Below are 23,855 nucleotides of genomic sequence, written 5' to 3'. Positions count from 1 at the left end.
TCGCCTGGCGGGCCGAGCCGGGGCGGCGCGCGGCACGCAGCGCCGCCGCCCGGCGAATCGGGAACCGTTCTCCGAATGGGGTTGACCCGGCCCCGAACCGGGGACCAAGATGAGGATCGTTCGCGTCGCGGCGAACCTCCGTGGGCGGACGGCCGGGTGATCAACCCGGCGAAGACGCACGCGCACAAGGGGGTACGCATGTTCCGTCAACTCGCCGTCGCCACCGCTGCGGCACTGGTCATCACCGGCGCGGCCGCCGCGCCGAGCTTCGCCAGTCCGCCACAGCCACCGGGCGGAGCGGTCGGACCATCGGTCTACACCGGCACCGTCGACGCGGACGGGCTCGCGAGCATCGTCGACCTCGGGGTGGATCGGCACGACATGGTCGTCGAGCCGAGCGCCCACGCCGACGGGCTGGTGGACGTCCAGGTCATCCTGAACTCCGAGCAGGTCGAACAGCTCGCGAAGGACGGGACGTCGCTCGAGGCCAAGGAGCCGGCGGCGCAGCAGCGCTCGATGCAGGCGTTCGGCGAGCCCGAGGGCGTGTTCCGGATGTACAGCGGCCCGGGTGGCATCCTCGAGGAGCTGATGGACCAAGCGGCCGCGCACTCCGCCATCGCGCAGTTCCGCGTGCTCGGCGAGACGTGGAACGGCAAGGACATCGGCGCCGTGCGTGTCACCGGCAACATCGACAAGCAGAAGAAGGACGGCAAGCGGCCGACCGTCGTCTACGTAGCGGCCCAGCACGCCCGCGAGTGGATCACGCCCGAGATGGTGCGTCGCCTGCTCGACTACTACCTGAGCGGGTACGGCACCGATCCGCGCATCACGAAGATCATCGACACGACCGAGCTGTGGTTCGTGCCGGTCGCGAACCCCGACGGGTACGACTTCACGTTCGAGGACGGGAACCGCCTCTGGCGCAAGAACCTGCGCGACAACAACGGGGATGGACAGATCACGGGAGCCGACGGCGTCGACCTGAACCGGAACTCGGCGACGCGCTGGGGCTACGACAACGAGGGCTCATCGCCGAACCCGGCGAGTGACACCTACCGCGGACCGTCCCCCGGATCCGAGCCCGAGACGCAGGCGCTCGACCAGCTGTTCGCGAAGGTGACGCCCGAATTCATGATCAACTACCACTCGGCCGCGGAGCTGCTGCTCTACGGGATCGGCTGGCAGGTGGCGACGCCGTCGCCCGACGACGTGATCTACGAGGCGATGGCCGGCGATGACGCGAACCCCGCCGTGCCGGGCTACGACCCCGACATCTCGGCGGAGCTCTACACGACGAACGGCGACCTCGACACGCACATGCAGGCGGCGTACGGCACGCTCGGGTTCACGCCCGAGATGTCGACGTGCGAGGACGCGGCCGACCGGGTGCCCGACGACGAGTGGGTCGCCGAGGAGGACTGCGTGGCCCTCGGCTTCGACTTCCCCGACGACGAGGCGCTCATCCAGGATGAGTTCGAGAAGAACATCCCGTTCGCGCTCGCGGTGGCCGAGTCGGCGCAGGACCCCGACGACCCGGTGTCGGTCGTGGGCCGCGACGCCGCGGACCTCGTGGCCGACCCGTTCGAGGTCTCGTACGGCGACCCGCAGCCCGTGGCGGTCACCGCGAAGCGCGCCCTCAACGCGAAGACGCTGCACTACAAGATCAACGGCGGCAAGGAGGTCAAGAAGCAGGTCGCCGAGTGGCAGGGCGGCGAGCGCTACGGCTTCGAGGGCACCGACTATTACGCCGAGTACCGAGGCGCCGTCTCCGGCGCCAAGCCCGGCGACTCCGTCGAGGTGTGGTTCTCGGGCCAGACCAACGCCAAGGACCTGCCGAAGGGCCAGAAGCCGGGCAAGGTCGAGAGCGAGCACTTCACGTACGAGCTCGCCCAGGACACGGGCAACCAGGTGCTCGTCATCGCGAACGAGGACTACACCGGGTACAACCCCGAGGAGGCGCCGCGCAACGACGGTCCGAAGTACGTCGACGAGCACGTCGCCGCGCTCGCGGCCAACGGCGTGGACGCGGACGTCTGGGACGTCGACGCGCAGGGCGTGCCGCACGACCTCGGCGTGCTCAGCCACTACGACGGAGTGCTCTGGTACCTCGGCGACAACCGGCTGACGCAGGACGAGGAGGACGTGCTCACCGAGACGTACCTGTTCGGACCCGTGACCGACCTGTCGGTGGCGGAGCGCCAGCAGTACCTGACGATCGCGGTGCGGGACTACCTCAACGAGGACGGCAAGCTGGCGCTCGCCGGCGAGACGACCGGATACTACGGCCAGCTCGCGGGTGCGCTCGGCGGCATCTACTACGGCCTCGACGGGGCGCCCGACCAGGAGTGCATGGTGACGGAGGACTTCTTCTCCGACTGCCTCATCCTGGCCGACGACTTCACGCAGTACTGGCTCGGCGCGTTCGACCGCACGCCCGTCGGCGCCGGAGGCGTGATCGGCATCGACGACCCGCTCACGGGCGTCGAGGCGGCGTTCGGCGGACCGGCGACGGAGGACAATCCCGTCGACGAGGCCGGCGAGTTCACGCCGACGAGCGACGTGCTGCCGGTCGACGAGTTCCCGCAGTTCGAGAGCTGGGCCGCGGCGGAGTACGACCAGCCGTCGGGTCCGTTCATCCCGATCGAGGGCGAGTGGGCTGCGTTCGCCGCGCACGCCCACGAGAGCTACCAGCGGCTGGGCCGCACCTTCGCGGTGCCGACCCTCGGCGCGGGCGAGGCCGCGACCTTCGACGCGCAGTTCTCGTACTCGGCAGAGCTCGGATACGACAACGTCATCGTCGAGGTCCGGCCCGTGGGCACCGAGGAGTGGACGACCCTGCCCGACCTCAACGGCGGCACGAGCACGGCGCCGTCGGCGGAGTGCGAGGGCGGCTTCTACGTCGACATGCATCCGCAGCTGGAGCACTACCTGACGGTCGCGAACCCGTGCCTCTCGACCGGTTCGACCGGCGAGTGGAACGCGTTCACCGGCAGCTCCGGTGGCTGGGTCGACGTGTCGTTCGACCTCAGCGCGTATGCGGGCCAGAACATCGAGCTCGTGATCAGCTACGTGGCCGACCCGTTCACGGGCGAGATCGGACTGATCGTCGACGACACCCGCTTCACGGTGGCCGGCGTCGAGACCGAGGCCGAGGGCTTCGAGACCGGACTCGGCGACTGGTCGGTACTCGGGGCGCCCACGGGCAGCCCGGGCAACACGAGCGACTGGGAGCGCATCACCGTCGAGGGCCCGTTCTACAGCGCGGTGGCGACGGACGACTCGCTCATGCTCGGCTTCGGCCTCGAGCAGCTGGCCACGCCCGACGAGCGCGCCGAGGTCGTCGGCCGCATCCTCGACCATTTCGGAATCTGATCGAAGGGAGCAGGTGATCGGATGCCGCGCCGGGTCGCCCGGTGCGGCATCCGCCGTCTGGGAGCGGAGGCGCGGGCTCGCGGACGGAGGCGGGAGACTGAGCAACCCTCCAATCCGCCTTGACACGGGCGACGGGACCCGAGGAGGCTAGCGCCTAGGGTCCGCAGCGAGCCGCAGGCGTGGCGAACATGATCGACGACGACGTCACGATTACCCCCTCCGGCCGGAGACGGATCGAAGGAGCCATGATGGCCGGAACTCGTTCCACCTCCACGCGCCTCGCCTTCGGTGTCGCCACGCTCGCAGTCGTGCTGGCGATGCTCGCTCCCGTCGGCGCGAGCGCCGCAGAGGACGACGAAGCGCTCGACATGTACACCGCCGACGTGAGCACCGAGCAGGCGACCGACCTCGTCGCGAGCGGCGTCGACGTCGCCGCGAGCCGGGTCACCGACGACGGCGTCGCCGTCGACGTCGTGCTCACCGAGCAGGAGGCGAAGGATCTCCGCGCGAAGGGCGTCGACGTCCACGTGAAGAAGAACAAGGACGGCAAGTCCGCCAAGCAGTTGGCGGCGGAGCAGGCGGCCTCGGGCTACAACGTCTGGCGATCGTGGGACGAGAGCGGCGGCATCCGCGACGAGCTCTACCAGCTCGCGAAGGACAACCCCCAGCTCGTGAAGCTGGTGGTGCTCGGCCACACCTACCAGGGCCGCGAGATCATCGCGCTGAAGGTCACGCAGGGCGCGAGGGGCGTTCCTGACGGGTCCCGGCCGGCGGTGCTCTACAGCTCGACGCAGCACGCGCGCGAGTGGATCTCGACCGAGGTCAACCGGCGACTGCTGCATTCGTTCATCGACAACTACAACGCCAAGGACAAGGCGACGAAGACGCTGCTGCAGAAGAACGAGTACTGGTTCCTGCTCGTCGCCAACCCCGACGGCTACCAGTACACGTTCGACCACGAGCGGCTGTGGCGCAAGAACCTGCGCGACAACGACGGTGACAACCAGATCACCCGCGCCGACGGCGTCGACCCCAACCGCAACTACCCCGAGCACTTCGGCTACGACGAGGAGGGCTCCTCGTCTCTGACCTCGAGCGACACGTACCGCGGCCCGTCGGCCGGATCCGAGCCCGAGACGCAGGCGATGATGGCGCTCCTCGACCGGGCGGCTCCCGAGTTCCAGGTGAACTACCACTCGTTCGGACAGTGGCTGCTGTACGCCGAGGGCTGGCAGACCGGGACCCCGACCGCGGACGACCCCATCTACTATGCGTTGTCGGGCAACCGCGACAACCCCGCGATCTCCGACTTCGAGCCGGGCCTGTCCTCCGACGTGCTCTACGTGACGAACGGCGAGACCACCGACTTCGCGCACGCCCAGCACGGCACGCTGGCGTGGACGCCCGAACTCGGCGAGGGCGAGCCCGACGCCGGCTTCGTGTTCCCCGACGACGAGGCGCTGGTGCAGGCTGAGTACGAGCGCGCCCTGCCCTTCGCGATGGACGTGGCCAAGTCGGCGGCCGACCCGGCGAACCCGGTGTCGCACCTCGGCCTGACGACGAAGCCGTTCTACCTGAAGAGCGACGACACGTACAAGGCCGGGCTCCCGCTGGCCGACTTCACGTTCAAGTACTCCTACGGCGACCCGCAGGAGGTGCGCGTGATCGCGAAGCGGAGCCTCGGCGCCGTGACGCTGAAGTACCAGATCAACAACCAGCCCGTCGTCTCGAAGCCCACGTCGGAATGGACGGGCGGTGACACGTACGGCGGCAAGACGGGCGCCCACTACGCCATCATGAGCGGCGTCGTGACCGGGACCCAGCCGGGCGACAGCGTCAAGGTCTGGTTCACGGGCGGCAAGGCCACGAGCGACTCGTTCACGTACCAGGCCGTCGAGGAGTCGAGCGACCGCGTGCTGATCGTGTCGGCAGAGGATTACACCGGCGCTTCGCCGGCGCAGGGCGTCACGGCCCCGAAGTACCTCTCGTCCTACCAGAATGCGCTCACGGCCAACGGCGTCGGCTACGACGTCTACGACGTGGACGCACGCGGGCGGATCGCGTCCGACAACCTCGGCGTGCTCTCGCACTACGACGCCGTGATCTGGTACACGGGCGACGACATCATCACCCGAGAACCCGGCGGTGCTGCGGGCACCGCCTCCCGGCTGGCGATGGACCAGATCCTCGAGGTCCGCGACTTCCTCAACGAGGGCGGCAAGGTGCTCTACACGGGCAAGTACGCCGGCACGCAGTACGCCGGTCCGTACCTGTTCGACCCGACGGCCGCGAACGCGTCGTGCGGCGACCCCGCAGTCCGGCCACGCTGCCGTCCGCTCGGCGGATCGGGCAACCTCGTCAACGACACGCTGCAGTACTCGCTCGGCGCGTACATCGCGGTCGACGACGCCGGCACCACGGATGAGGGCGACCTGCTCGACGTGCTCGGCGTGGACACCCCGTACGACGGGCTCGACTGGGGCTTCAACGGCGCGGACAGCGCGGGCAACCAGGACCACAGCAACTCGTTCATCACGACGAGCGGCATCCTGGACCCGCAGCAGTACCCGCAGTTCGAGAGCTGGGTCGCGGCCCGCTGGGACCGCGAGGGCGGTCCGTTCGAGCCGCACACGGGTGACGCCTACGCGTACTCGCAGATCGCGGACGTGTCGTACAAGCGGCTGACGCGGACGATCACCGTCCCGCAAGGCGGCGCGAACCTGTCGTTCTGGACGTCCTACGACACCGAGCCCGAGTGGGATCACCTGATCGTCGAGGCCCGCGTGCCGAACACCGACCAGTGGACGACGCTGCCGAGCGAGCACACCACGAGCAGCACCGGTCAGAGCTGCCCGGCCGGCTGGCGCGAGCTGCACCCGCAGCTCGACCACTACCAGACGGTCATCGACTCGACGTCGTGCGAGCCGAACGGCACCACCGGCGTGTGGAACGCGGCATCCGGCAACTCGGGCGGCTGGGAGCAGTGGAACGTCGACCTGTCGCTGTACCAGACCGCGGGCCAGGTCGAGGTCTCCATCGGGTACGTCAGCGACTGGTCGACCCAGGGGCTCGGCGTCTTCGTCGACGACATCGTCGTGTCGACCGGCGAGGGATCGACCTCGTTCGAGAACAACGATTCGAACGGCTGGCAGGTCACCGGCCCGCCTGAGGGCAGCGCGCCCAACCCGAACAACTTCATCATCACGACGGCCGCGGGCTTCCCCGAGGCGGCCGTGGTGGCGACGCCGCACTCGCTGCTGAGCGGCTTCGGGTTCGAGGGCATCACCGACCAGGCCACGCGCAACGCCTGGATGGGCCGAGCCCTGGATCACCTGCTCGACTAGGGGGCGAGCACCACAGCACGGATGCCGCGCCGGGTTCGCCCGGCGCGGCATCCGTGTGCGCGGGCTACGCCTTGACGAGCGCCTTGCGGTGCGCCTCGTACTTCCGTCGGCCGACCCACCGCCAGATGAGGCGCACCGGCGGCGGCAGGTGCTTGCGCTGCCAATCGTCCCCGCCGTCGGGCTGCGCGGCGAGGATCGCGCCGAGCTGCAGGAACGCCTTGCCCTTGGGCGTCGCCTTCCGACCGTGCTCCGACAGCGCGTCGACCTCGGGCTGCGTGATCACCGTCTCCATGACGGGCACGATGTTCGACTCTTCGTCGGGGAGGTGCGCGGCGAGCGCGGCGTTGATGCCGTCGAGCGCCGCGAGCACGTCCTCGGCGTCCGCCGGCCGTCCGCTCGACCGCCAGGTCGGCAACGCCTGGTCCATCGCCGTGAGGTGCACCAGCAGCGCCGCGTGCTGCTGCTTCATGCGTTCCACGTGCGCGGCGCACGAGGGAGCCCGATGCTCGAGCGGCGCCCAGAGCATCGTGTCCTCCCCCTCGTGGTGCGCGTGCAGCCCCACGGAGAGCATGTCGAGGTGGTCGCCGACGAGGTCGGCCTGCGCAGTATCGCCCCCTGGCACGGCTTCCACGAGCATCCGGCCCTCGCCGAAGCCCGCGCGGAACATGCGGTGGATCTCGGCCATGCCGCTCGCATCGCACGTCTTCACGGGCGTGCCGGATGCTGCGGGTTGGTCTCCGCTCGAGGGCAGCGCGGTCGCGGCCATGTCGGCTCCGTTCGTCGTCGAAGGGTGCGGTCGAACGTGACGATACGAGCCCGCGGATGCCACGACAAGCCCCCGATTCTCGGCACAGGCGCGACCGCCCGGTACGGTGATCGGATGCAGGTCACGCGCGTCCGCGTCCACCCCGTGAAATCGTTCGCGGGGAACGACGTGCGGTCGGCCGTGGTCGAGCCGTGGGGGCTCACGGCCGACCGTCGCTGGGGCATCGTCGACGCGGCATCCGGTGCCGTGGTCACCGCACGCGAGCGCAACGGGCTGCTCGCGCTGCACGCCGAGCCGATGGCCGGCGGCGGCGTGCTGCTCGACGACGGTCGGGGCGACCCGCTCCAGGTCGACCCGCCCGTCGACGCCGCGCCGATCCCGGTGGGCTTCACGCGCCAGGGCACCGCGCTGCCCGTCGGCGAGGAAGCCGACGAGTGGCTGGCCGCGCGCATCGGCGCCGGCGTGCGCCTCGTCTGGCAGCCCGATCCGACCGTGCGCACCGTGAACCCGTCGCACGGCGGCCTCCCCGGCGAGCGCGTCACCCTCGCCGACGTCGCCCCGGTGCTGCTCACGAGCGAGGCGTCGCTGGCGCAGCTCGACGCATGGACGGACGAGGGCACGCCGCCGCTGGACATGCTCCGGTTCCGCCCGAACATCGTGATCGACGGCGACGTGCCGTTCGCCGAGGACGCGTGGCCGTTCGTCGACCTCGGCGACGTGCGCTTCCGGGTGACCGCGATCTGCGACCGCTGCGCGATGACCCTCATCGACCCGGTCACGCTCGCGCGCGGCGTGGAGCCCATCCGGACGCTCGCGAAGCGCCGCCGGTGGGACGGCACGACGTGGTTCGGTATCCTCCTCGTGCCGCAGCTCGACGGCGGCGGCCGGGCGCTCGTCCGGGTCGGCGACCCCGTGCGTCCCGTGCCCTCGGCCTGAACGACGCGGAACCCGCGGCGTCGCTCCTCGACATCGGCCGGGGCGCGTCGTACGGTTCAGGCATGGACAGCGCCGTGGCCGCGATCGCCGAGTGGATGCCGCTCCAGCGATGGTTCGGCGGCAAGGGCCACACGCCGTCGCTGCGGCTCATCGGCGCGTTCGAGCTGCCCACGGTCGAGGAGGACGCGCGCGTGCGCACCCTGCTCGTGATGGACGACGCGTCGGAGCCTCCCGTGCTGTACCAGGTGCCGGTCGTCGAGCGGGTCGACCGGCTGCATGCGCCCGAGGCATCCGATCACCTCATCGGGCGCCTTCCCGACGACGGCTACCTCTACGACGGACCGCACGACCGCGCCTACACCGACGCCCTGCTCGCGACCATCGTGCGCGACCGCGACGCCGTCTCCGAGGGCGCCTTCGCGATCGGCCACTACTCGGGCGATGCGGTGCGCCCGCCGACGACGTCGCCGGCCTCGGTGCTCGGCGGCGAGCAGTCGAACACCTCGATCATCTTCCGCCCCGCCGACACGGCGCCGATCATCTGCAAGCTGTTCCGGCAGCTGCACCACGGCGAGAATCCGGATGTCACGCTGCAGACCGCGCTCGCATCGTCGGGCTCTTCGCACGTGCCGGCGAGCGTCGGCGACGTCGTGGGCGAGTGGGACGACGTGGGCCGGCCGGATGGTCGCGCGCGCGGGCACCTCGCCTTCGCGCAGGAGTTCCTGCCCGGCGTCGAGGACGCGTGGCGCGTGGCGCTCTCCTCGGCCGCGGCCGGGACGCCGTTCACCGAGGAGGCCCGCGCGCTCGGCGCCGCCGTCGCCGAGGTGCACCTCTCGCTCGGCCGCCTGTTCCCCCGGGAGCAGCCCTCGCCCGAGCACATCCAGGCGATCACGTCGGCGTGGTCGCGCCGTCTCGCCATCGCCGTCGCGGAGGTGCCCGAGCTCGAGCCGCACCGCGCCGCGATCGAGGCGTTCTACGAGCGCGCGCAGGCGGGCGCGTGGCCCGAGCTGCAGCGCATCCACGGCGACCTGCACCTCGGCCAGGTGCTCCTGGTGCCCGACCGCGGCTGGGTGCTGCTCGACTTCGAGGGCGAACCAATGCGTCCCATGCAGGACCGCCAGCATCCCGACGTGCCGGCGCGCGACGTCGCCGGCATGCTGCGGTCGTTCGACTACGTCGCGGGCTCCACGGGGCTCGCGCTGCCCGAGCGCGCCGGGTCGGCCGTCGCGTGGGCGGATGCCGCGCGGCGGGCGTTCCTCGAGGGGTACGTCGCGGCATCCGGCCTCGACCTCAGCGGCTACCGCGAGCTGCTCGCGGCGTTCGAGCTCGACAAGGCCGTGTACGAGGCGATCTACGAGACCCGGAACCGCCCGACGTGGGCGGCGATCCCGCTGCACGCGATCATGAGCCTGCTCGAGTCGGGTCCGACGCGGGCGGGCGAGGCGGGCGCGGCATCCGAGCCCGACGCGCCCACGCCCTCGCTGGCCTGAGCCGGCGGAACGGCGACGCGATGGGACGGCTCAAGCAGGCGTGGCTGACCACCATCAAGCACACGTTCAACCACCTGACGCTCGCGATGGCGCGCCGCGGCATCGGGCCGTTCATGCTCGTCCGGCACGTGGGCCGCAAGAGCGGCCGCACGTTCGAGACGCCGATCCTGCACGCCCGGATCCCGGCCGGCTTCGTCGCCGTGCTCGTGTACGGCACGGGGGTCAGCTGGTACCGCAACCTCCGCGCCGCCGGCCACGGCGTGGTCCTGCGGGGCCGCCGCGAGTACGCGATCGACCGCATCGAGCCGTTCCCGACGGATGCCGGGCTGCGCGCGTTCGCCCCGCTGCTGCGGGTCTACCTGCAGGCCGTGCATCGCACCGAGTTCCGGCTGCTGCACGTCGCCGACGGCCCGGCCGCCGGCGGGGCCGACAGCTAGCGGATGCCGCGGGCGAACAGCATCAGCGGCGTGCGATCGGCGTAGGCGCGGTAGTCGTCGCCGAACGCGTCGAGCAGCCGATGCTGCTCGACGTGCGCCTTGATCACGAGCACGACGCAGAGCAGGAGCCACACGACGACGAGCTCGATCCGCGCCCGCCAGAGCACCCAACCTCCGGCCGCGATCATGAGCCCGAGGTAGATCGGGTTGCGCGTGAGGCGGTAGATCCCGCCGGTGCGCAGCGGCGCATCGGGCTTCGGCGCGACCCACACGACGAGGTCGCGTCCGAGCACCGCGAAGCCGGCACCCACGAGCGCGAGGCCCGCGACGATCAGCACCGCCGCGAGCGCGGTGATCCAGGTCGCGCTCCACAGCGGCTCACCCGGCAGCAGGAGCAGGACGATGAGCCCGAGCTGCGCCCAGACGAGCCAGTTCGCGCGGTCCCACCGCACCCTCGCGTCCACGACCCCATCCTCCTCCTCGCGGAAGCCGACCGTTTCATCGGACGCTCGACGCCACAACGCCACAACGCCACAACGCCACCGCGGTCCCGGGAGCCGGATCCTCGCTCTTGACTCGGTGCGACCGCGGGGGCCATCGTGGTGTCCACCGCGACGGCGAAGGGGGACGCGCATGACGGAGGCGACGACCGCGACCGTCACGTCACCCAACCACCGCATCGCGCGCGCCGTGAACATCACGACGCTCACGATCATCGTCGTGCTCGGCATCACGTTCCTCGTCGGCGAGGACCCGGTCTTCGAGATCATCGTGCTGGCGGTGTGGTGCCTGCTCTCGTCGGCCTACATGGCGGCGTGGATGATCGCACTCACCCGCATCTCGCGGCAGGAGTGGCGCGCGACGCCGACGCTGATCGCGACCCGGCGGCCGGGTCGGGTCGCGAGCCTCATCACCACGATCCTGGCGAGCCTCATCGGCGTCACCGCCGCCGGCCAGCTGCTGGTGCTCCGCCAGGATCCCGACCTCGGCGAGGCCATGAACTTCGTCGGGGTGTGGGCGATGCTGATCGCGTGGGGGTTCCTGCACTGGGGCTTCGCGCAGATCTACTACCGGCTCGACAACCGCGTGCCCGACGACCCGCGCGGCCGCCCACTGATGTTCCCCGATCGCGACGACCCCGGCCTGCTCGACTTCGTCTACGCCGCCTTCATGATCGGCACGAGCTTCACGCCCAACGACATCAACACGACCTCCCGCATCCGGTGGACGGTGACCTGGCACTCGGTGCTCAGCTACTTCTTCAACGGGTTCATCATCGTGCTCGCGCTGAACACGATCATGGAGATCACGGCAACAGGCTAGGCCGAGCCCGTTTCGCGGCCCTCGCGGACGTCGCCGAGGATCTCGCCCGTGACGCCCGACACGACGAGGTCGGCGTGCACGCGCGTCGGGTCGATCCGGAGCGCGTTTGCGCCGTCGACCTCGATCGCCCACGCGCGGGCCGCGTCGGGGGAGCGCCCGAACTCGGTGTGCCGACGCACGAGTCGCGGCATCCGCTCGTCATCGTCGGCGGCGCAGAACCACGACTCGTCGACGAGGTCGCGGATGCGCCGCCACGGCTCCTCGTCGCTCAGCAGGTAGTTGCCCTCGACGACGACGATGCGCGCCACCGGCTCGATCGCGATCTCGCCGGCGACCGGCTCGTCGACGTGCCGCTCGAACGCGGGCGCGTACACGGTGTGGTCGACCTCGCGGCGCACGCGCTCGAGGAGGCCGACGAACCCCCAGCCGTCGAACGTCTCGATCGCGCCCTTGCGGTCGCGCAGGCCGAGGCGGTCGAGGGTCGCGTTCGCGAGGTGGAAGCCGTCCATCGGCAGGTGCACAGCGGATGTCGCGTCCCACGCGTTCAGCGCCGCCACCACCGAGCGGGCGAGCGTCGTCTTGCCCGCGCCCGGCGATCCGGTCACGCCGATGAGCACACGCCCGCCGGATGCGGCGGTGAGTGCCCGCGCGCGGGAGGCGAGCACCTCGATCGCGGCGCTCGGAAACACGGACGACGGGTACGGCGAGCTGGCGGACACCCCTTCAGCCTGCCACCCCGCCGGTGGTCGAGTGGCCCGGGCCCGGTGGTCGAGTAGCGCCCGGCGGAGCCGCACATTCCGGTGGTCGAGTAGCGCCCAGACCCGGTGGTCGAGTAGCGCCCGGCGCAGCCGGACGCGTATCGAGACCCCCTGCGCAAGCGGGTTTCGAGACGCCGCTCCGCGGCTCCTCAACCCACGGAACCGGACGCCGCTCCGCGGCTCCTCGACCCGCGGACTCGCTACGCCGCCAGCCGGCGCTCCGCACGTGCCAGGTTCGCGACGAGCTCGTCGCGGTCCTGCGGCACCACGTAGGCGGGCTGGTCGCGCTCGACGCGCCAGCTCTCGGCGAGCGGGCCGACGTTCACCGTGTCGAAGCCGAACGCGTCGTAGAGGTCGGTCACGAACTGCGCGGCATCCGCGTGGTCGCTGGCCGTCGCGAGCGCACGGCGACCGGGCGTGCCCGCGGGCAGGCCGGCGGTCGTGATGTCGCTCGCCATGATGTGGTTGAAGCCCTTGGCGACGTGGCTCGTCGGGAGGTGCTGCTGAAGAAGACCGGTAACGGTCGCGCGGCCCTCGTCGAGCGCCGGGACGTGCCCGTCGCGCTCCCAGTAGTAGTTGTTCGTGTCGATCACGATCTTGCCGGCGAGCGGCTCGACCGGGATCGCGTCGTACGCCTTGAACGGCACGGTCACGACCGCGACATCCGCCGCCTCGGCCGCCTCGGTCGCCGTCGCGGCGCGTGCCTTCGGCCCGAGCTCCGCGACGAGCCCGGCCAGCGTCTCGGGCCCGCGCGAGTTGGCGATCACCACGTCGTACCCGTTCGCGATCGCGGCTCGCGCGACCTGGCTGCCGATGTGTCCTGCTCCGATGATTCCGATCGTCGTCATGCTGAGGCGAACCGCGGCGGGCCGCGGAATGTTCCCGATCGGCCCGCCTCCGCAGTCGCCCGGCCCGCCTCCGCGGACGCACCGGACATGGCGGTTACCCTGACCGGATGAGCCGCCTGATCGCCGGATCCGCGCTGACGACGACCGCCCTCGTCCTGCTCCTCACCGGATGCTCCGGTGGGGCGACCCCGACCAGTCCGCCCACCACGTCGGCGCCCGCGAGTCCGACGCAGACGCCGACGTCGACGCCCACCCACTCGGTCGACCCGAACGCGCCGACCGGCCAGTGCGCCGACGACGCGCTGCAGGTCACCGTCGAGAACGTCGACGCGGGCGCGGGGTCGATCTACTTGAACCTGGTCTTCACGAACACGGGCAGCGGATCCTGCGAGCTGCGCGGGGCGCCCGGGGTGTCGGTCGTCGACGCCTCGGAGAACGAGCTGGGCGTGCCGGCCGAGCAGGTGAACGACGACTCGCCGGCGACGGTCACGCTCGAGCCCGGGGCATCCGTCAGCGCACCGTTGCAGGTCACGAACATCGCACCCGACGGCGGACCGCTCGACGACTGCCCGGTCGTCGAGGGCACCGGGTATCGCATCTACCCGCCGCACAGCTTCACCGGGTTCATCGTGTCGAGCACCGACCCGGTGCCCGCGTGCAACAGCTCGACGGTGTTCATGAAGGTGAGTCCGGTCGCGGCGTCGTCGTGAAGTGCCGGCCCTCGGGGCGACCTCGTCGGTCGGCATCGTCGGTCAGGAATCGAGAAGCACGCGCCGCCGAAGCCGCGTAGCGTGACGAGCACGAGCCCACCGAAGCGGCTCACCGACCTGGAGGAGATGATCATCATGGCCGAGAAGAGCGAGGGCCTCTCAGAGTTCGAGCGCGAGGCCGTCAAGGACCGCGCGAAGGAGCTGCGCGCCGAGGCGAAGGCGGGCAAGAACCGCGCCGCGGGCGAGAAGGCGATCCGCGAGGCGATCGAGGCGATGTCGGGCGAGGACCGCGCCATCGGCGAGGGCTTCTACAAGGTCGTCTCGGAGGTCGCGCCGCAGCTCATGCCGAAGACGTACTACGGTATGCCGGCCTTCGCGAACGACGAGGGCAAGGTCGTGACGTTCATGCAGCCCGCCGACAAGTTCAAGGCTCGGTACGCGACCATCGGGTTCGAGGACCGGGCGAACCTCGACGACGGCGACTTCTGGCCGATCGGCTTCGCCGTGCGCACGTGGACGCCGGCGATCGAGCAGCGGTACTCCGAGCTGGTGGCGTCCGCGGTCAGCTGATCGAACGAGTGGATGCGGACCCGGGCGATGATGCCCGGGTCCGTCGCCTGCGTCGCCCGCTCAGGCCGGCCGCGCGACGATGCCGTCGGCCCGCCGCGCCACCCACTCGACGAGGGGCAGCATGCGGTCCATGAGCTCGCGGCCGAGCGGCGAGAGCGCGTACTCGACCCGCGGCGGCACCTCGGGGTAGGACTCGCGCACGACCAGGCCGTCGGCCTCGAGCGTGCGCAGCGTGGAGGCGAGCATCTTCTCGCTGATGCCCTGCACCTCGCGGCGCAGCTCGCCCCAGCGATGCGTGCCGTCGGTGAGGGCGAGCAGCACCAGCACACCCCACTTGCTCATGATGTGGTCGAGCACGACGCGCGTCGGACAGCCTTCCATGAAGACCTCGCCGGAGGTCTCCCGGATTTCCGCAAGACTTACCACCATGTGGGTACCTTACTTCAAAGTGGGTACCTCCGACAGGGAAGGTACAGCGGCGGCATCCGGTTGCCCTCGGTGAAGCGCACCCCTCGAGGGCGATGCGCCACCGACCGGAAGGAACCGCTCCCATGACCATCCTCGTCACCGCCACGTCGGGCCACCTCGGCCGCCTCGTCGTCGAGGCGCTGCTCGCCCGCGGCGCCGCGCCCGCCGACGTCGTCGCGACCGCACGCGACACGTCGAAGCTCCAGGACCTCGCGGCACGCGGCATCCGCACGGCCGAGCTCGACTACGAGCGGCCCGACACGATCACGGCGGCGCTCGAGGGCGTCGACGCGGTGCTGCTCGTCTCGGGCTCGGTGCCCGGCGCCCGCGTGCAGGGCCACCGCAACGTGATCGATGCGGCGAAGGCCGCCGGCGTCGCGAAGCTCGTCTATACGAGCGCGCCGAAGGCCACGACGGCCGAGGACTTCCCGCTCGCCGCCGACCACCGGGCCACCGAGGAGGCGATCGCCGCGTCGGGCGTGCCCGCAGTGATCCTGCGCAACGACTGGTACACCGAGAACTACACGGCGGATGTCGCGCGCGCGGCCGGCACCGGCGTGATCGCCTCCTCCGCGGCCGATGGTCGCGTGGCGAGCGCTCCCCGCGCCGACTACGCCGACGCCGCCGCGGTCGTGCTCCTCGAGGACGGGCACCTCGGCGAGGTGTACGAGCTCGCCGGCGACACCCCGTGGACCTTCGATGAGCTCGCCGCCGCGGCATCCGAGGTCGTCGGCCGCGAGGTGGCCTACCAGCGACTCACGACCGAGGAGCACGTGGCGGCGCTCGAGTCCGTCGGGCTCGACGCCGGCACCGCCGCGTTCGTCGCGGGCCTCGACGACGCGATCCGCCGCGGCATCCTCGGCGACAGCGACGGGACGCTGTCGCGGCTGATCGGGCGGCCGACGACGCCGCTCGTGGATGCACTGCGGGACGCGGTGGGGGCGCAGGCGGCAGCCGCGTAACGCGCGATTCCGCGAGGCCCGGGCCGACCATGACCGGTCGTCCGGGCCTCTGTCGCAGACCCTTCGATACTGCTGCATTAACGCGAAAAAGATGACCGAAGTCAACATCTTCCCAAGGTGAATTCCCGGTGTTAGATTGCCCGCACTGTGCTCGGCGATCCCGGGCATTCAACCCGAAGGAGAAACCCGTGAATCGACGCACGCGCGGCCTGCTGGCCGTCGCTGCGGCGGGGGCGACGGTAGTGGCCGGTGCGGCATTCGCACCGGCCGCGTTCGCTGCTCCCGCCAAGGACCCGGCACCGTCGGCGGCCCAGCGCCTCGACAACCGCCCCGGTCCGCTCACCGCACGACAGAACGAGCGGCGCAAGGCTGCGCAGAAGCTCATCCTCTCGGGGCAGGCCGCCCCGGGCGAGGACGGCGTGGTCCAGCTGTCGGACGACAAGTACTACCAGGCCGCCGTCACCGGTGAAGACCAGGTCTTCACGATCCTGGCCGAGTTCGGCGACCAGGGCAGCGGCAAGCTGGGCACGACGCCCGGCCCGCTGCACAACCAGATCCCCGAGCCCGACCGCGCAGTCAACAACAGCACGCACTGGATGAAGGACTTCAACCCGGATTCGTACCGCGACCTGTTCTTCGGCGACGGCGAGTCGTTCAGGGACTTCTACGAGCAGCAGTCCTCGGGCAACTACTCCGTCGACGGCGAGGTGAGCGACTGGGTGAAGGTGCCCGGCAACGCCTCGACCTACGGCGACAACGCCGTCGAGGACTTCGGTGGGTCGTGGCAGTTCATCGAGGACGCCGGCAACGCGTGGTACGACGCGCAGAAGGCCGCCGGCAAGACCGACGACCAGATCAAGGCCGAGCTCGCGAGCTTCGACCAGTGGGACCGCTACGACCACGACAACGACGGCGACTTCAACGAGCCCGACGGCTACCTCGACCATTTCCAGGCGGTGCACGCCGGTGAAGGCGAGGACGCCGGCGGCGGCGCGCAGGGCGAGGACGCAATCTGGTCGCACCGCTGGTACGTGAACTCGACCGACTACGGCGTGACCGGCCCGACCGGCGCCCAGTTCGGCGGCGCCCAGATCGGCGACACCGGCTTCTGGATCGGCGACTACACGGTCGAGGCGGAGAACGGCGGCCTCGGCGTGTTCGCGCACGAGTATGGCCACGACCTCGGCCTGCCCGACTTCTACGACACCAACGGCGGCGAGAACTCGACCGCGTTCTGGACGCTCATGTCGTCGGGCTCGTGGCTCAACCACGGCACCGAGGACATCGGCACGACGCCCGGCTACATGGGTCCGTGGGAGAAGCTCCAGCTCGGCTGGCTCGACTACTCGATCGTGAACCCGGGTGAGGGCGGCGACTACACGCTCAGCCCGGCCGCGCTGCAGGCCGACGGCCAGGACCAGGCGCTCGTCGTCGACGTTCCCGACGAGCCGGTCACGTCGAACTACGTGACCCCGAGCGGCGGTCACGCGTGGTGGACCTCCAGCGCCGACGACCTGAACACGACGCTCACGCGCACGCTCGACCTGACGGGCATGAAGTCGGCGACGGTCACCGCCAAGGCCTGGTACGACATCGAGGACGGCTACGACTACCTGTACGCCGAGTACAAGGATGCCGCGGGCAAGTGGGTCCAGATCGGCGCGCCGATCTCGGGCTCGACCAACGGCAAGTGGTCGAACCTCCGGTTCACGGTCCCCGGCAACGGCAAGGTCGACTTCCGGTTCCGCTACCAGAGCGACGGCGGCGTGCACCTCGCGGGCGCTTTCATCGACGACATCGTCGTGAAGAACGGCGGCACCACGCTGGCCACCGATGACGCCGAGCACGGCGACAACGGCTGGACGGCCGCGGGCGGCTTCAAGCTCAGCACGGGCTCGGAGACCTCGTCGGGCGACCGGTACTACCTGGTCGAGAACCGCACGTACGTCGGCTACGACTCGACGCTGCGTGACGGCCCCTACCAGTTCGACAAGCCGTACACGGCGCCCGACCACGTCGAGCGCTTCCCCTTCCAGGACGGCATGCTGGTCTGGGCGGTCGACGAGACCTACACCGACAACAACACGATCGACCACCAGGGCCACGGCCTCGCGCTGCCGATCGACGCGAACCCGGTGAAGTTCACGTACTCCGACGGCACCGGACCGAGCAACCGTCGCCAGCCGTTCGACGCCACCTTCGGCCTGCAGACGATGGACCCCGTCGCACTGCACAAGGAGGTCCTCGTCGGCAAGGGCAAGAGCCAGACGATCCAGTCGCTCGCGGCGGTCGGCTCCGACGGCAAGACCCTGCAGAAGTCGACGTTCTCCGACGCGAAGACCGACGCGTACTTCGACGCCAGCAATCCGCTCGGCGGCGTCTACGTGGCCGGCCACGGCGTCACGGTGACCGTCACCTCGCAGAACACCGGCGGCACCATGGGGGTCACGGTGAACAACCCGGCGGAGTAGTCTCGCTGCCTCGCTGATCGGATGGGCCCGTCTCCTCGGAGGCGGGCCCGTTCGCGTGTCGGCGGTCGGGTTCAGCGCCGAGCGACCGTCAATGACCGCGCCGAAGGACCTTCCCGATTACGACCGCCAGGTCGATGTTGTCGACGAAGCTGTCCACCGAGGTGATGGTCGACTGTAGGCGGGCGGCACGCTGAACGAGAGTCTTCTCGTCGGTGGCGACGGCCTGTGCACGCTCAACCGCCGCAGCGCACGGCGTGGCACCCAGCAACAGGCCCTTCAGCACGTCATCAACCGACTCCGCCGTCGCACCGGCCGCGATGGCACCACTCGCGCAAGTGACGACCGCAGCCCGCTTGTTGCTTCCAGCAGACGCCCACTTCTTGGCCTTGCCGAACGCCAGTCCACCGGCGACGTCTGCAGCGAGCGTTGTGGTAGTCAGGCCAGTGTCGAAGTCCCAGGCGAACTGCGCGGGCGAGAGATCGACGCGCATCGACTCGCCAGCGAGTACGAAGTTGCCAGAACTACCCGTACTCATCAAAAGGTCCCGTACGGCAGTGTTCTGGGCCCGCGTCGCTGCCGAGGCCGTGCCAGTGATCAATCGCCAAGTAGATGCGAATCCTGTCGACCAAAACGAGATCGGCTGGCTCGAGGAGTTGTTGATCACAAGGAACGTTGATGCTCCGTCCCCGCAAACGCCGATCTTGTCGGCCTCACGCTGAAGCACGACGTCATCGATGAGGAGCCTGTATCCGAATGGTGCGTTGACCGGACAATTCCATGTCAGTGCTGCGGAAGGCTGGACCGCCCCAAGAGCGAGCGTAGAGCCGAACAGGAGAGCGATAGCGATCGAGGCTATCCCGCGCATGCCACGGCGATTGGCCGTCGACTCGGAGCCAAGCTCAACTGTGTTCATGACCGTCGCCCTCTCTCCGTGCGCTCGCGCGCGATTCACGCGATGCGAGGCACGCAGCATCGCGAGTCGGGTCGCCTGAACGCTATCCGTATGTGGTCGATCTCACATGAGGGGCACTACTGAATTCGGAGTTGGGCTTCGAGCCGGCGGCCCGCCCATGTCGGCGGGGCGGCGTAGCGTCAGGCCATGAGCGAGCCGCAGCCCTTCGAGCTCCACGTGCCCGACGACTTCCTCGACGACCTCCGCGAGCGCCTCGCGCGCACCCGATTCCTCGACGATTCGCCGCGAAAGCCCACCTCGGGCATGAGCTCCGCATACCTCCGCGAGCTCGTCGACACCTGGCTCGCGTGGGACTGGCGCGAGCGCGAGGCGTGGCTCAACCGGCATCCGCAGTTCACCGTGCCCATCGACGACGCGGTCGTGCACTTCGTGCATCGGCGGGCCCAGCGAGCGGATGCCCCGGTGTTGCTCGTCATGCACGGCTGGCCGCACACGTTCGCGCTGCAGCTCGACTTCGTCGACGCCCTGCCCGACTTCCACGTCGTCGTCGCGAGCCTGCCCGGATTCGCGTTCTCGACGCCGTACGCCGACGGACCGATGACCGAACGGCGCCTCGCGGCGACGATGCATGCGCTCATGACCGACGTGCTCGGCTACGAGCGCTGGCTGACCTACGGCGAGGACGTCACCGCGAACGTCAGCGACCTCATCGCGGCGAGCTACCCCGAGGTCGCCGGCATCCTCGCGACCCATTCGCATTTCCCGACGTACGAGGAGCGCGCGGCGCTCACTGATCCCGACGAGCAGGCATTCTTCGCCGAACTCGCCGCGAAGCACGAGACCGACGGCGCCTACGGGCACGTGCAGGCCACCCGGCCCGACACGCTCGCCGCCGCACTCAACGACTCCCCGGCCGGCCTGCTCGCCTGGCTCGCCGAGAAGCTCGTCGAGTGGAGCGACACCCCGCCGGGCGATCCATCGGCGGTCGAACGTCGCATCTCCCGCGAGCGCATCCTCACCGAGGCGATGATCTACTGGGTCACCCAATCGATCGGCACGTCGTTCCGCCCGTACTACGAGGGCGCCGACCAGCCCGACGCGATCCCGCCGACCGGGGTGCCGGCGGCGGTCTACATCCAGCGGCACGAAGCGGCGTACCCCGAATCGATCGCGCGGCAGCACTACCGCGGTCTCAGGGAGTTCGGTCGCCTCGACGAGGGCGGGCACTTCACGGCGGCGGAGGTGCCTGGCGAGCTCGCCGAACGCATGCGGGCGTTCGCGGCATCCGTGTGGTGAAAGGGCGCGCTGATCGCGCGCCGGATCCGGATAGGGTTCGGATCCGGCACGCGGACGCACGCGGACCGGCGCCCGGGCATGAGGAGCTCGGCTCGGGGGGTCGAGCGGCTCCGCCCATGGCGCCGGCCGGGGGACTCCCACCGGGGGAAGTGGGTCGAATGTCCCACTGATGAATGTACCCCGCTCGGCTGTGAGAGCGCTCTACGAGCGCCGAATGGCAGCCGAGAGCAGGGCGCTGGATGCTCACGCCTCGACGGCGTGCTCCCACTCGATCAGCCAGACCTCGGCGACCCGGCGCAGCGCGACGGTCGTCGTCAGCGTCATCCGCACGCGCGCCTGCATCCACGCCCGCACGCTCACCTGCTCGACGCAACGGCAGATCGCCCGGTCGCCGTTCATGCGCACCCGCTCGATCCGCGACGACCACCGGATGCGTCCCTGCAGCAGCTCGAACCACTCCCACAGCCGCACCGCGTCACGGCTCGGGTCCGCGATCCGCGTCACCGGCGGCGTCGGGCCGACGACTGGCGCGCCCGGCAGGTAGCGGGCGGCGAGCCAGTCGGCGTCGCGCGAGCGCATCGCTGCGGCGCGCTTCGACACGATCCAGGCGACCTCGGCCTCGTGGATGCGGCGCTCGTGTTCGAGGCTCGTGAGCATGGCGGTTCCCTCCGTCGTCGTGCGTGGCGTCCTGCTGGTACGACGAAGACGGATGCCGCGAATCGACGGTCCGGCTCGGAGTCGACCCGACGCGGCCGAATCGCCCCGCCTCTGCGATCGGGGGTCGTCACGCACTCGTCACCCGCCCGACCCGTGACGCGCGGCATCCGTGCCCCATAGGCTGACCGCATGCCGGTCGACCTGCATCACCCGGTTCGCGCCACGCTCGACGCCGTGCTGGACGCCGCCCGTCCCGACACGAGCGGGGAGGTCGCGTCGTACATCCCCGAGCTCGCGAACGTCGAGCCCGAGCGCCTCGGCATCGCGCTCGTGAGCACGCGCGGCGACGTGCACGACGCGGGCGACAGCGACGTGGCGTTCACGATCCAGTCGGTGTCGAAGCCGTTCGTGTTCGCGCTCGCGCTCGACGCCCTCGGCGTCGACGAGGTCACGAAGCACGTCGGCCTCGAGCCGAGCGGCGAGCCGTTCAACGCGATCAGCCTCGAACCGGCATCCGGTCGCCCGCTCAACCCGATGATCAACGCCGGCGCGATCGTGACGACCTCGCTCATCGCGGGCGACACCGTCGAGGACAAGTTCGGCGTCATCCGTTCGGGCTTGGAGCGGTTCGCCGGCCGCGACCTGGTCGTCGACGAGGACGTCTTCTCGTCGGAGGCGCGCACCGGCGACCGCAACCGCGCCCTCGCCTACCTCACGAAGTCGGCGGGCACGCTCGCCGCCGACGTGGAGGTCGCGACGACCGCGTACTTCCGGCAGTGCTCGCTCTCGGTGACCGCCCGCGACCTCGCGATCATGGCTGCGACGCTGGCGACGGGCGGCGTGAACCCGGTGTCGGGCGAGCGCGTGATCAGCGAGGATGCCGCGCGCTGGACGACCGCCGTCATGACGAGCTGCGGCATGTACGACGAGTCGGGCCACTGGATGGTGCACGTCGGCCTGCCCGCGAAGAGCGGCGTCGGCGGCGGAATCGTGGCCGTGCAGCCGGGCCAGTTCGGCATCGGCACGTTCAGCCCACGACTCGACGAGCGCGGCAACAGCGTGCGCGGCGTCGCGATGCTCGAACGCCTGTCTGCGCAGTACGGCCTGCACATGCTCGCGCACCGCGGCGACGCGCTCTCGGCGATCGGCTCGCTCACCACCTCGGACGGAGAGACCGTCGCGATGCTCCGCGGAGAGATCTACTTCGCCGCCGCCGAGGAGGTGCTCACCCGGCTGGCTCCGCTCGTGTCCGACGACGGATGCCTCGTGCTCGACTTCTCGGGCGTGACCCGCGTCGGCAGCGCGGTGCGCCAGCTCTTCCATGCGTTGCCGGCGGTCGTGGGTGCGCGTTCCGACGGGTCGCCGCGGGTCGTGGTGCGGGATCCCGACGGGGTGCTCGGCGGCTGAGCCGGATGCCGCGGCGCGGCGACGTCGGCGGTGAACAGCATCCGAACTCGCGTGGCGGAGGCTCGCGGCATCCGTTCGGACGGAGGAGACTGACTGGAGCGAGGATTCCTCGCACCGGCGCGAGCGAAGGAGGTCGCCATGGGTCGACGCGACCACGACGAGGTCGAAGAGGGCTATGAGGAGATGCAGCGCGTCGAGGGCGAGGAGACGCTGCCCGGTCCGTCGCGCGCCGACGAGGACGGACGCAACGCCGCCCGCCGTGCGGCATCCAGTTGGGGCGCGCCCTGGATCACGAGCGACGACGAGCGTTAGCGGGGTGCGGCCGCGACGGTCGGTCGCGGCATGTCTCTCGGCAGAACCGGTAGATCGGTAGATCGGTAGATCGGTAGATAAGTTGCTTTGTCGCCTCGGCGACGTATCGCTGAGGCGATTTGTCGCCCAGGAGACATGTCGCCCAAGAGATTTGTCGCCCAGGAGATTTGTCGCCTGATCTACCGATTCTGCGGAGGGAAGGGCCATCCCGGGCGCCCGCCTCAGAACAACCGCCGCTGCGCCACCACCTCGGCGCCCTCGAGCTCGAGCAGGAATCGCTTGCGGTCGAGCCCGCCCGCGTACCCGGTGAGCGAGCCGTCGGCGCCGACCACGCGATGGCACGGCACGAGGATGCTCAGCGGGTTGCGCCCGACTGCACCGCCCACGCGACGCGCGAGGTTGCGGTCGCCGAGGCGCTCGGCGAGCTCGCCGTACGTGGTCGTCTCGCCGTAGGGAATGCCCCGCAGCATCCGCCACACCGACAGCTGGAACTCGTCACCCGTCGGCGCCATCGGCAGGTCGAACTCGGTACGGCGGCCATCGAGGAACTCGCCGAGCTCCTCGCCGAGCCGACCGAGGAGCGCGTCCGAACGCCAGTCGATGGCCGATCCGGTCGAGCCGGCGACCGGCGGATGCCAGTGCCCCGGGAAGTAGATGCCCGCGAGCGCGTCGCCGTCGGCGACGACCAGGAGGTCGCCGATCGCGGTCGGCAGCGTGGCGTGGCGTCGGGGCACGACTCCATCCTCACCCCGACCGGGCCCGCCGCGACCCAGTCGGCCAGCGGGATTCGGACTTCGCGTTCCGCCGGCCAGCCG

General features: G+C 70.4%; 21 protein-coding genes. 13 read left to right on the top strand and 8 right to left on the bottom strand.

Going from position 1 to position 23,855, the window contains the following annotated elements; translation table 11 throughout:
- The first annotated feature begins 198 nt into the window (after nucleotides 1-198).
- Complete coding sequence (locus tag ACFVN5_RS04870; protein WP_376953654.1) at nucleotides 199-3,372, top strand: M14 family zinc carboxypeptidase; 3,174 nt, start codon at nucleotides 199-201, stop codon at nucleotides 3,370-3,372.
- 248 nt (nucleotides 3,373-3,620) lie between these two features.
- The gene (locus ACFVN5_RS04865; protein ID WP_376953652.1) at nucleotides 3,621-6,716 is read left to right on the top strand and encodes a M14 family zinc carboxypeptidase; all 3,096 of its coding nucleotides are present in this window, start codon (nucleotides 3,621-3,623) and stop codon (nucleotides 6,714-6,716) included.
- Nucleotides 6,717-6,780: 64 nt separating this feature from the next.
- Here the strand turns inward: ACFVN5_RS04865 and ACFVN5_RS04860 are convergent, their stop codons facing one another.
- Nucleotides 6,781-7,482: a hemerythrin domain-containing protein gene (locus ACFVN5_RS04860; protein WP_376953650.1), complete on the bottom strand. Its 702-nt coding sequence runs from the start codon at nucleotides 7,480-7,482 to the stop codon at nucleotides 6,781-6,783.
- A gap of 114 nt (nucleotides 7,483-7,596) precedes the next feature.
- Between ACFVN5_RS04860 and ACFVN5_RS04855 the strand changes: the two genes are divergently transcribed.
- The 3 genes from ACFVN5_RS04855 (at nucleotide 7,597) to ACFVN5_RS04845 (ending at nucleotide 10,345) form a co-directional block, all read left to right on the top strand.
- On the top strand, nucleotides 7,597-8,418 hold the full coding sequence (locus ACFVN5_RS04855; RefSeq protein WP_376953648.1) for an MOSC domain-containing protein: 822 nt from the start codon (nucleotides 7,597-7,599) through the stop codon (nucleotides 8,416-8,418).
- Nucleotides 8,419-8,480: 62 nt separating this feature from the next.
- On the top strand, nucleotides 8,481-9,908 hold the full coding sequence (locus ACFVN5_RS04850; protein WP_376953647.1) for a phosphotransferase: 1,428 nt from the start codon (nucleotides 8,481-8,483) through the stop codon (nucleotides 9,906-9,908).
- Nucleotides 9,909-9,928: 20 nt separating this feature from the next.
- Nucleotides 9,929-10,345 (top strand): nitroreductase family deazaflavin-dependent oxidoreductase, encoded by a 417-nt coding sequence (locus tag ACFVN5_RS04845; protein ID WP_376953646.1) that lies wholly within the window; start codon nucleotides 9,929-9,931, stop codon nucleotides 10,343-10,345.
- Here ACFVN5_RS04845 and ACFVN5_RS04840 read toward each other — a convergent pair.
- Complete coding sequence (locus ACFVN5_RS04840; protein ID WP_376953645.1) at nucleotides 10,342-10,809, bottom strand: methyltransferase family protein; 468 nt, start codon at nucleotides 10,807-10,809, stop codon at nucleotides 10,342-10,344. The two genes, ACFVN5_RS04845 and ACFVN5_RS04840, sit on opposite strands and share 4 nt — an antisense overlap.
- Before the next feature lie 169 nt (nucleotides 10,810-10,978).
- On the opposite strand from ACFVN5_RS04840, the gene ACFVN5_RS04835 reads away from it, so the two are divergent.
- Nucleotides 10,979-11,668: a DUF1345 domain-containing protein gene (locus ACFVN5_RS04835; RefSeq protein WP_376953643.1), complete on the top strand. Its 690-nt coding sequence runs from the start codon at nucleotides 10,979-10,981 to the stop codon at nucleotides 11,666-11,668.
- On the opposite strand, the gene ACFVN5_RS04830 is transcribed toward ACFVN5_RS04835, so the two are convergent.
- Both ACFVN5_RS04830 and ACFVN5_RS04825 read right to left on the bottom strand, forming a co-directional pair.
- A complete protein-coding gene (locus ACFVN5_RS04830) occupies nucleotides 11,665-12,387 on the bottom strand; it encodes a nucleoside/nucleotide kinase family protein (protein WP_376953641.1) in 723 nt (240 codons plus the stop codon). The genes ACFVN5_RS04835 and ACFVN5_RS04830 overlap by 4 nt on opposite strands.
- Before the next feature lie 239 nt (nucleotides 12,388-12,626).
- Nucleotides 12,627-13,304, bottom strand: coding sequence for an NADPH-dependent F420 reductase (locus tag ACFVN5_RS04825; protein WP_376954314.1), 678 nt, complete (start codon nucleotides 13,302-13,304; stop codon nucleotides 12,627-12,629).
- Nucleotides 13,305-13,381: 77 nt separating this feature from the next.
- Here ACFVN5_RS04825 and ACFVN5_RS04820 point away from each other — a divergent pair, with 77 nt between their 5' ends.
- Together ACFVN5_RS04820 and ACFVN5_RS04815 are read left to right on the top strand one after the other, a co-directional pair.
- Nucleotides 13,382-13,984, top strand: a complete 603-nt coding sequence (locus ACFVN5_RS04820; protein WP_376953640.1) for a DUF4232 domain-containing protein — start codon at nucleotides 13,382-13,384, stop codon at nucleotides 13,982-13,984.
- Between the two features lie 81 nt (nucleotides 13,985-14,065).
- Nucleotides 14,066-14,554, top strand: coding sequence for a hypothetical protein (locus ACFVN5_RS04815; protein ID WP_376953638.1), 489 nt, complete (start codon nucleotides 14,066-14,068; stop codon nucleotides 14,552-14,554).
- A gap of 60 nt (nucleotides 14,555-14,614) precedes the next feature.
- On the opposite strand, the gene ACFVN5_RS04810 is transcribed toward ACFVN5_RS04815, so the two are convergent.
- Nucleotides 14,615-14,983: a winged helix-turn-helix transcriptional regulator gene (locus tag ACFVN5_RS04810; RefSeq protein WP_376953635.1), complete on the bottom strand. Its 369-nt coding sequence runs from the start codon at nucleotides 14,981-14,983 to the stop codon at nucleotides 14,615-14,617.
- 122 nt (nucleotides 14,984-15,105) lie between these two features.
- Here ACFVN5_RS04810 and ACFVN5_RS04805 point away from each other — a divergent pair, with 122 nt between their 5' ends.
- Together ACFVN5_RS04805 and ACFVN5_RS04800 are read left to right on the top strand one after the other, a co-directional pair.
- Nucleotides 15,106-15,984, top strand: a complete 879-nt coding sequence (locus ACFVN5_RS04805) for an SDR family oxidoreductase (RefSeq protein WP_376953632.1) — start codon at nucleotides 15,106-15,108, stop codon at nucleotides 15,982-15,984.
- Nucleotides 15,985-16,172: 188 nt separating this feature from the next.
- Nucleotides 16,173-18,455 (top strand): immune inhibitor A domain-containing protein, encoded by a 2,283-nt coding sequence (locus ACFVN5_RS04800; protein ID WP_376953630.1) that lies wholly within the window; start codon nucleotides 16,173-16,175, stop codon nucleotides 18,453-18,455.
- An 88-nt stretch (nucleotides 18,456-18,543) separates the two neighbouring features.
- On the opposite strand, the gene ACFVN5_RS04795 is transcribed toward ACFVN5_RS04800, so the two are convergent.
- Complete coding sequence (locus ACFVN5_RS04795; protein ID WP_376953628.1) at nucleotides 18,544-19,368, bottom strand: hypothetical protein; 825 nt, start codon at nucleotides 19,366-19,368, stop codon at nucleotides 18,544-18,546.
- Nucleotides 19,369-19,554: 186 nt separating this feature from the next.
- Here ACFVN5_RS04795 and ACFVN5_RS04790 point away from each other — a divergent pair, with 186 nt between their 5' ends.
- Nucleotides 19,555-20,664: an epoxide hydrolase family protein gene (locus ACFVN5_RS04790; RefSeq protein WP_376953625.1), complete on the top strand. Its 1,110-nt coding sequence runs from the start codon at nucleotides 19,555-19,557 to the stop codon at nucleotides 20,662-20,664.
- A 243-nt stretch (nucleotides 20,665-20,907) separates the two neighbouring features.
- Here ACFVN5_RS04790 and ACFVN5_RS04785 read toward each other — a convergent pair whose 3' ends face one another.
- Entirely contained in the window at nucleotides 20,908-21,321 is a 414-nt protein-coding gene (locus ACFVN5_RS04785; RefSeq protein ID WP_376953623.1) for a YybH family protein, read from the bottom strand.
- Between the two features lie 189 nt (nucleotides 21,322-21,510).
- On the opposite strand from ACFVN5_RS04785, the gene glsA reads away from it, so the two are divergent.
- Nucleotides 21,511-22,728: a glutaminase A gene (gene glsA / locus ACFVN5_RS04780; protein WP_376953621.1), complete on the top strand. Its 1,218-nt coding sequence runs from the start codon at nucleotides 21,511-21,513 to the stop codon at nucleotides 22,726-22,728.
- Between the two features lie 138 nt (nucleotides 22,729-22,866).
- Nucleotides 22,867-23,040: a hypothetical protein gene (locus ACFVN5_RS04775; RefSeq protein ID WP_376953619.1), complete on the top strand. Its 174-nt coding sequence runs from the start codon at nucleotides 22,867-22,869 to the stop codon at nucleotides 23,038-23,040.
- Nucleotides 23,041-23,261: 221 nt separating this feature from the next.
- Here ACFVN5_RS04775 and ACFVN5_RS04770 read toward each other — a convergent pair whose 3' ends face one another.
- Nucleotides 23,262-23,774, bottom strand: a complete 513-nt coding sequence (locus tag ACFVN5_RS04770) for a methylated-DNA--[protein]-cysteine S-methyltransferase (RefSeq protein WP_376953617.1) — start codon at nucleotides 23,772-23,774, stop codon at nucleotides 23,262-23,264.
- Nucleotides 23,775-23,855 lie beyond the last annotated feature (81 nt).

Origin of the sequence: Agromyces sp. NPDC057865, assembly GCF_042796995.1 — a bacterium.
In the GTDB taxonomy this organism is placed as follows: domain Bacteria; phylum Actinomycetota; class Actinomycetes; order Actinomycetales; family Microbacteriaceae; genus Agromyces.
Note: the sequence above shows the minus strand (reverse complement) of the source record. Positions and strands in the feature narration are given on the sequence as shown.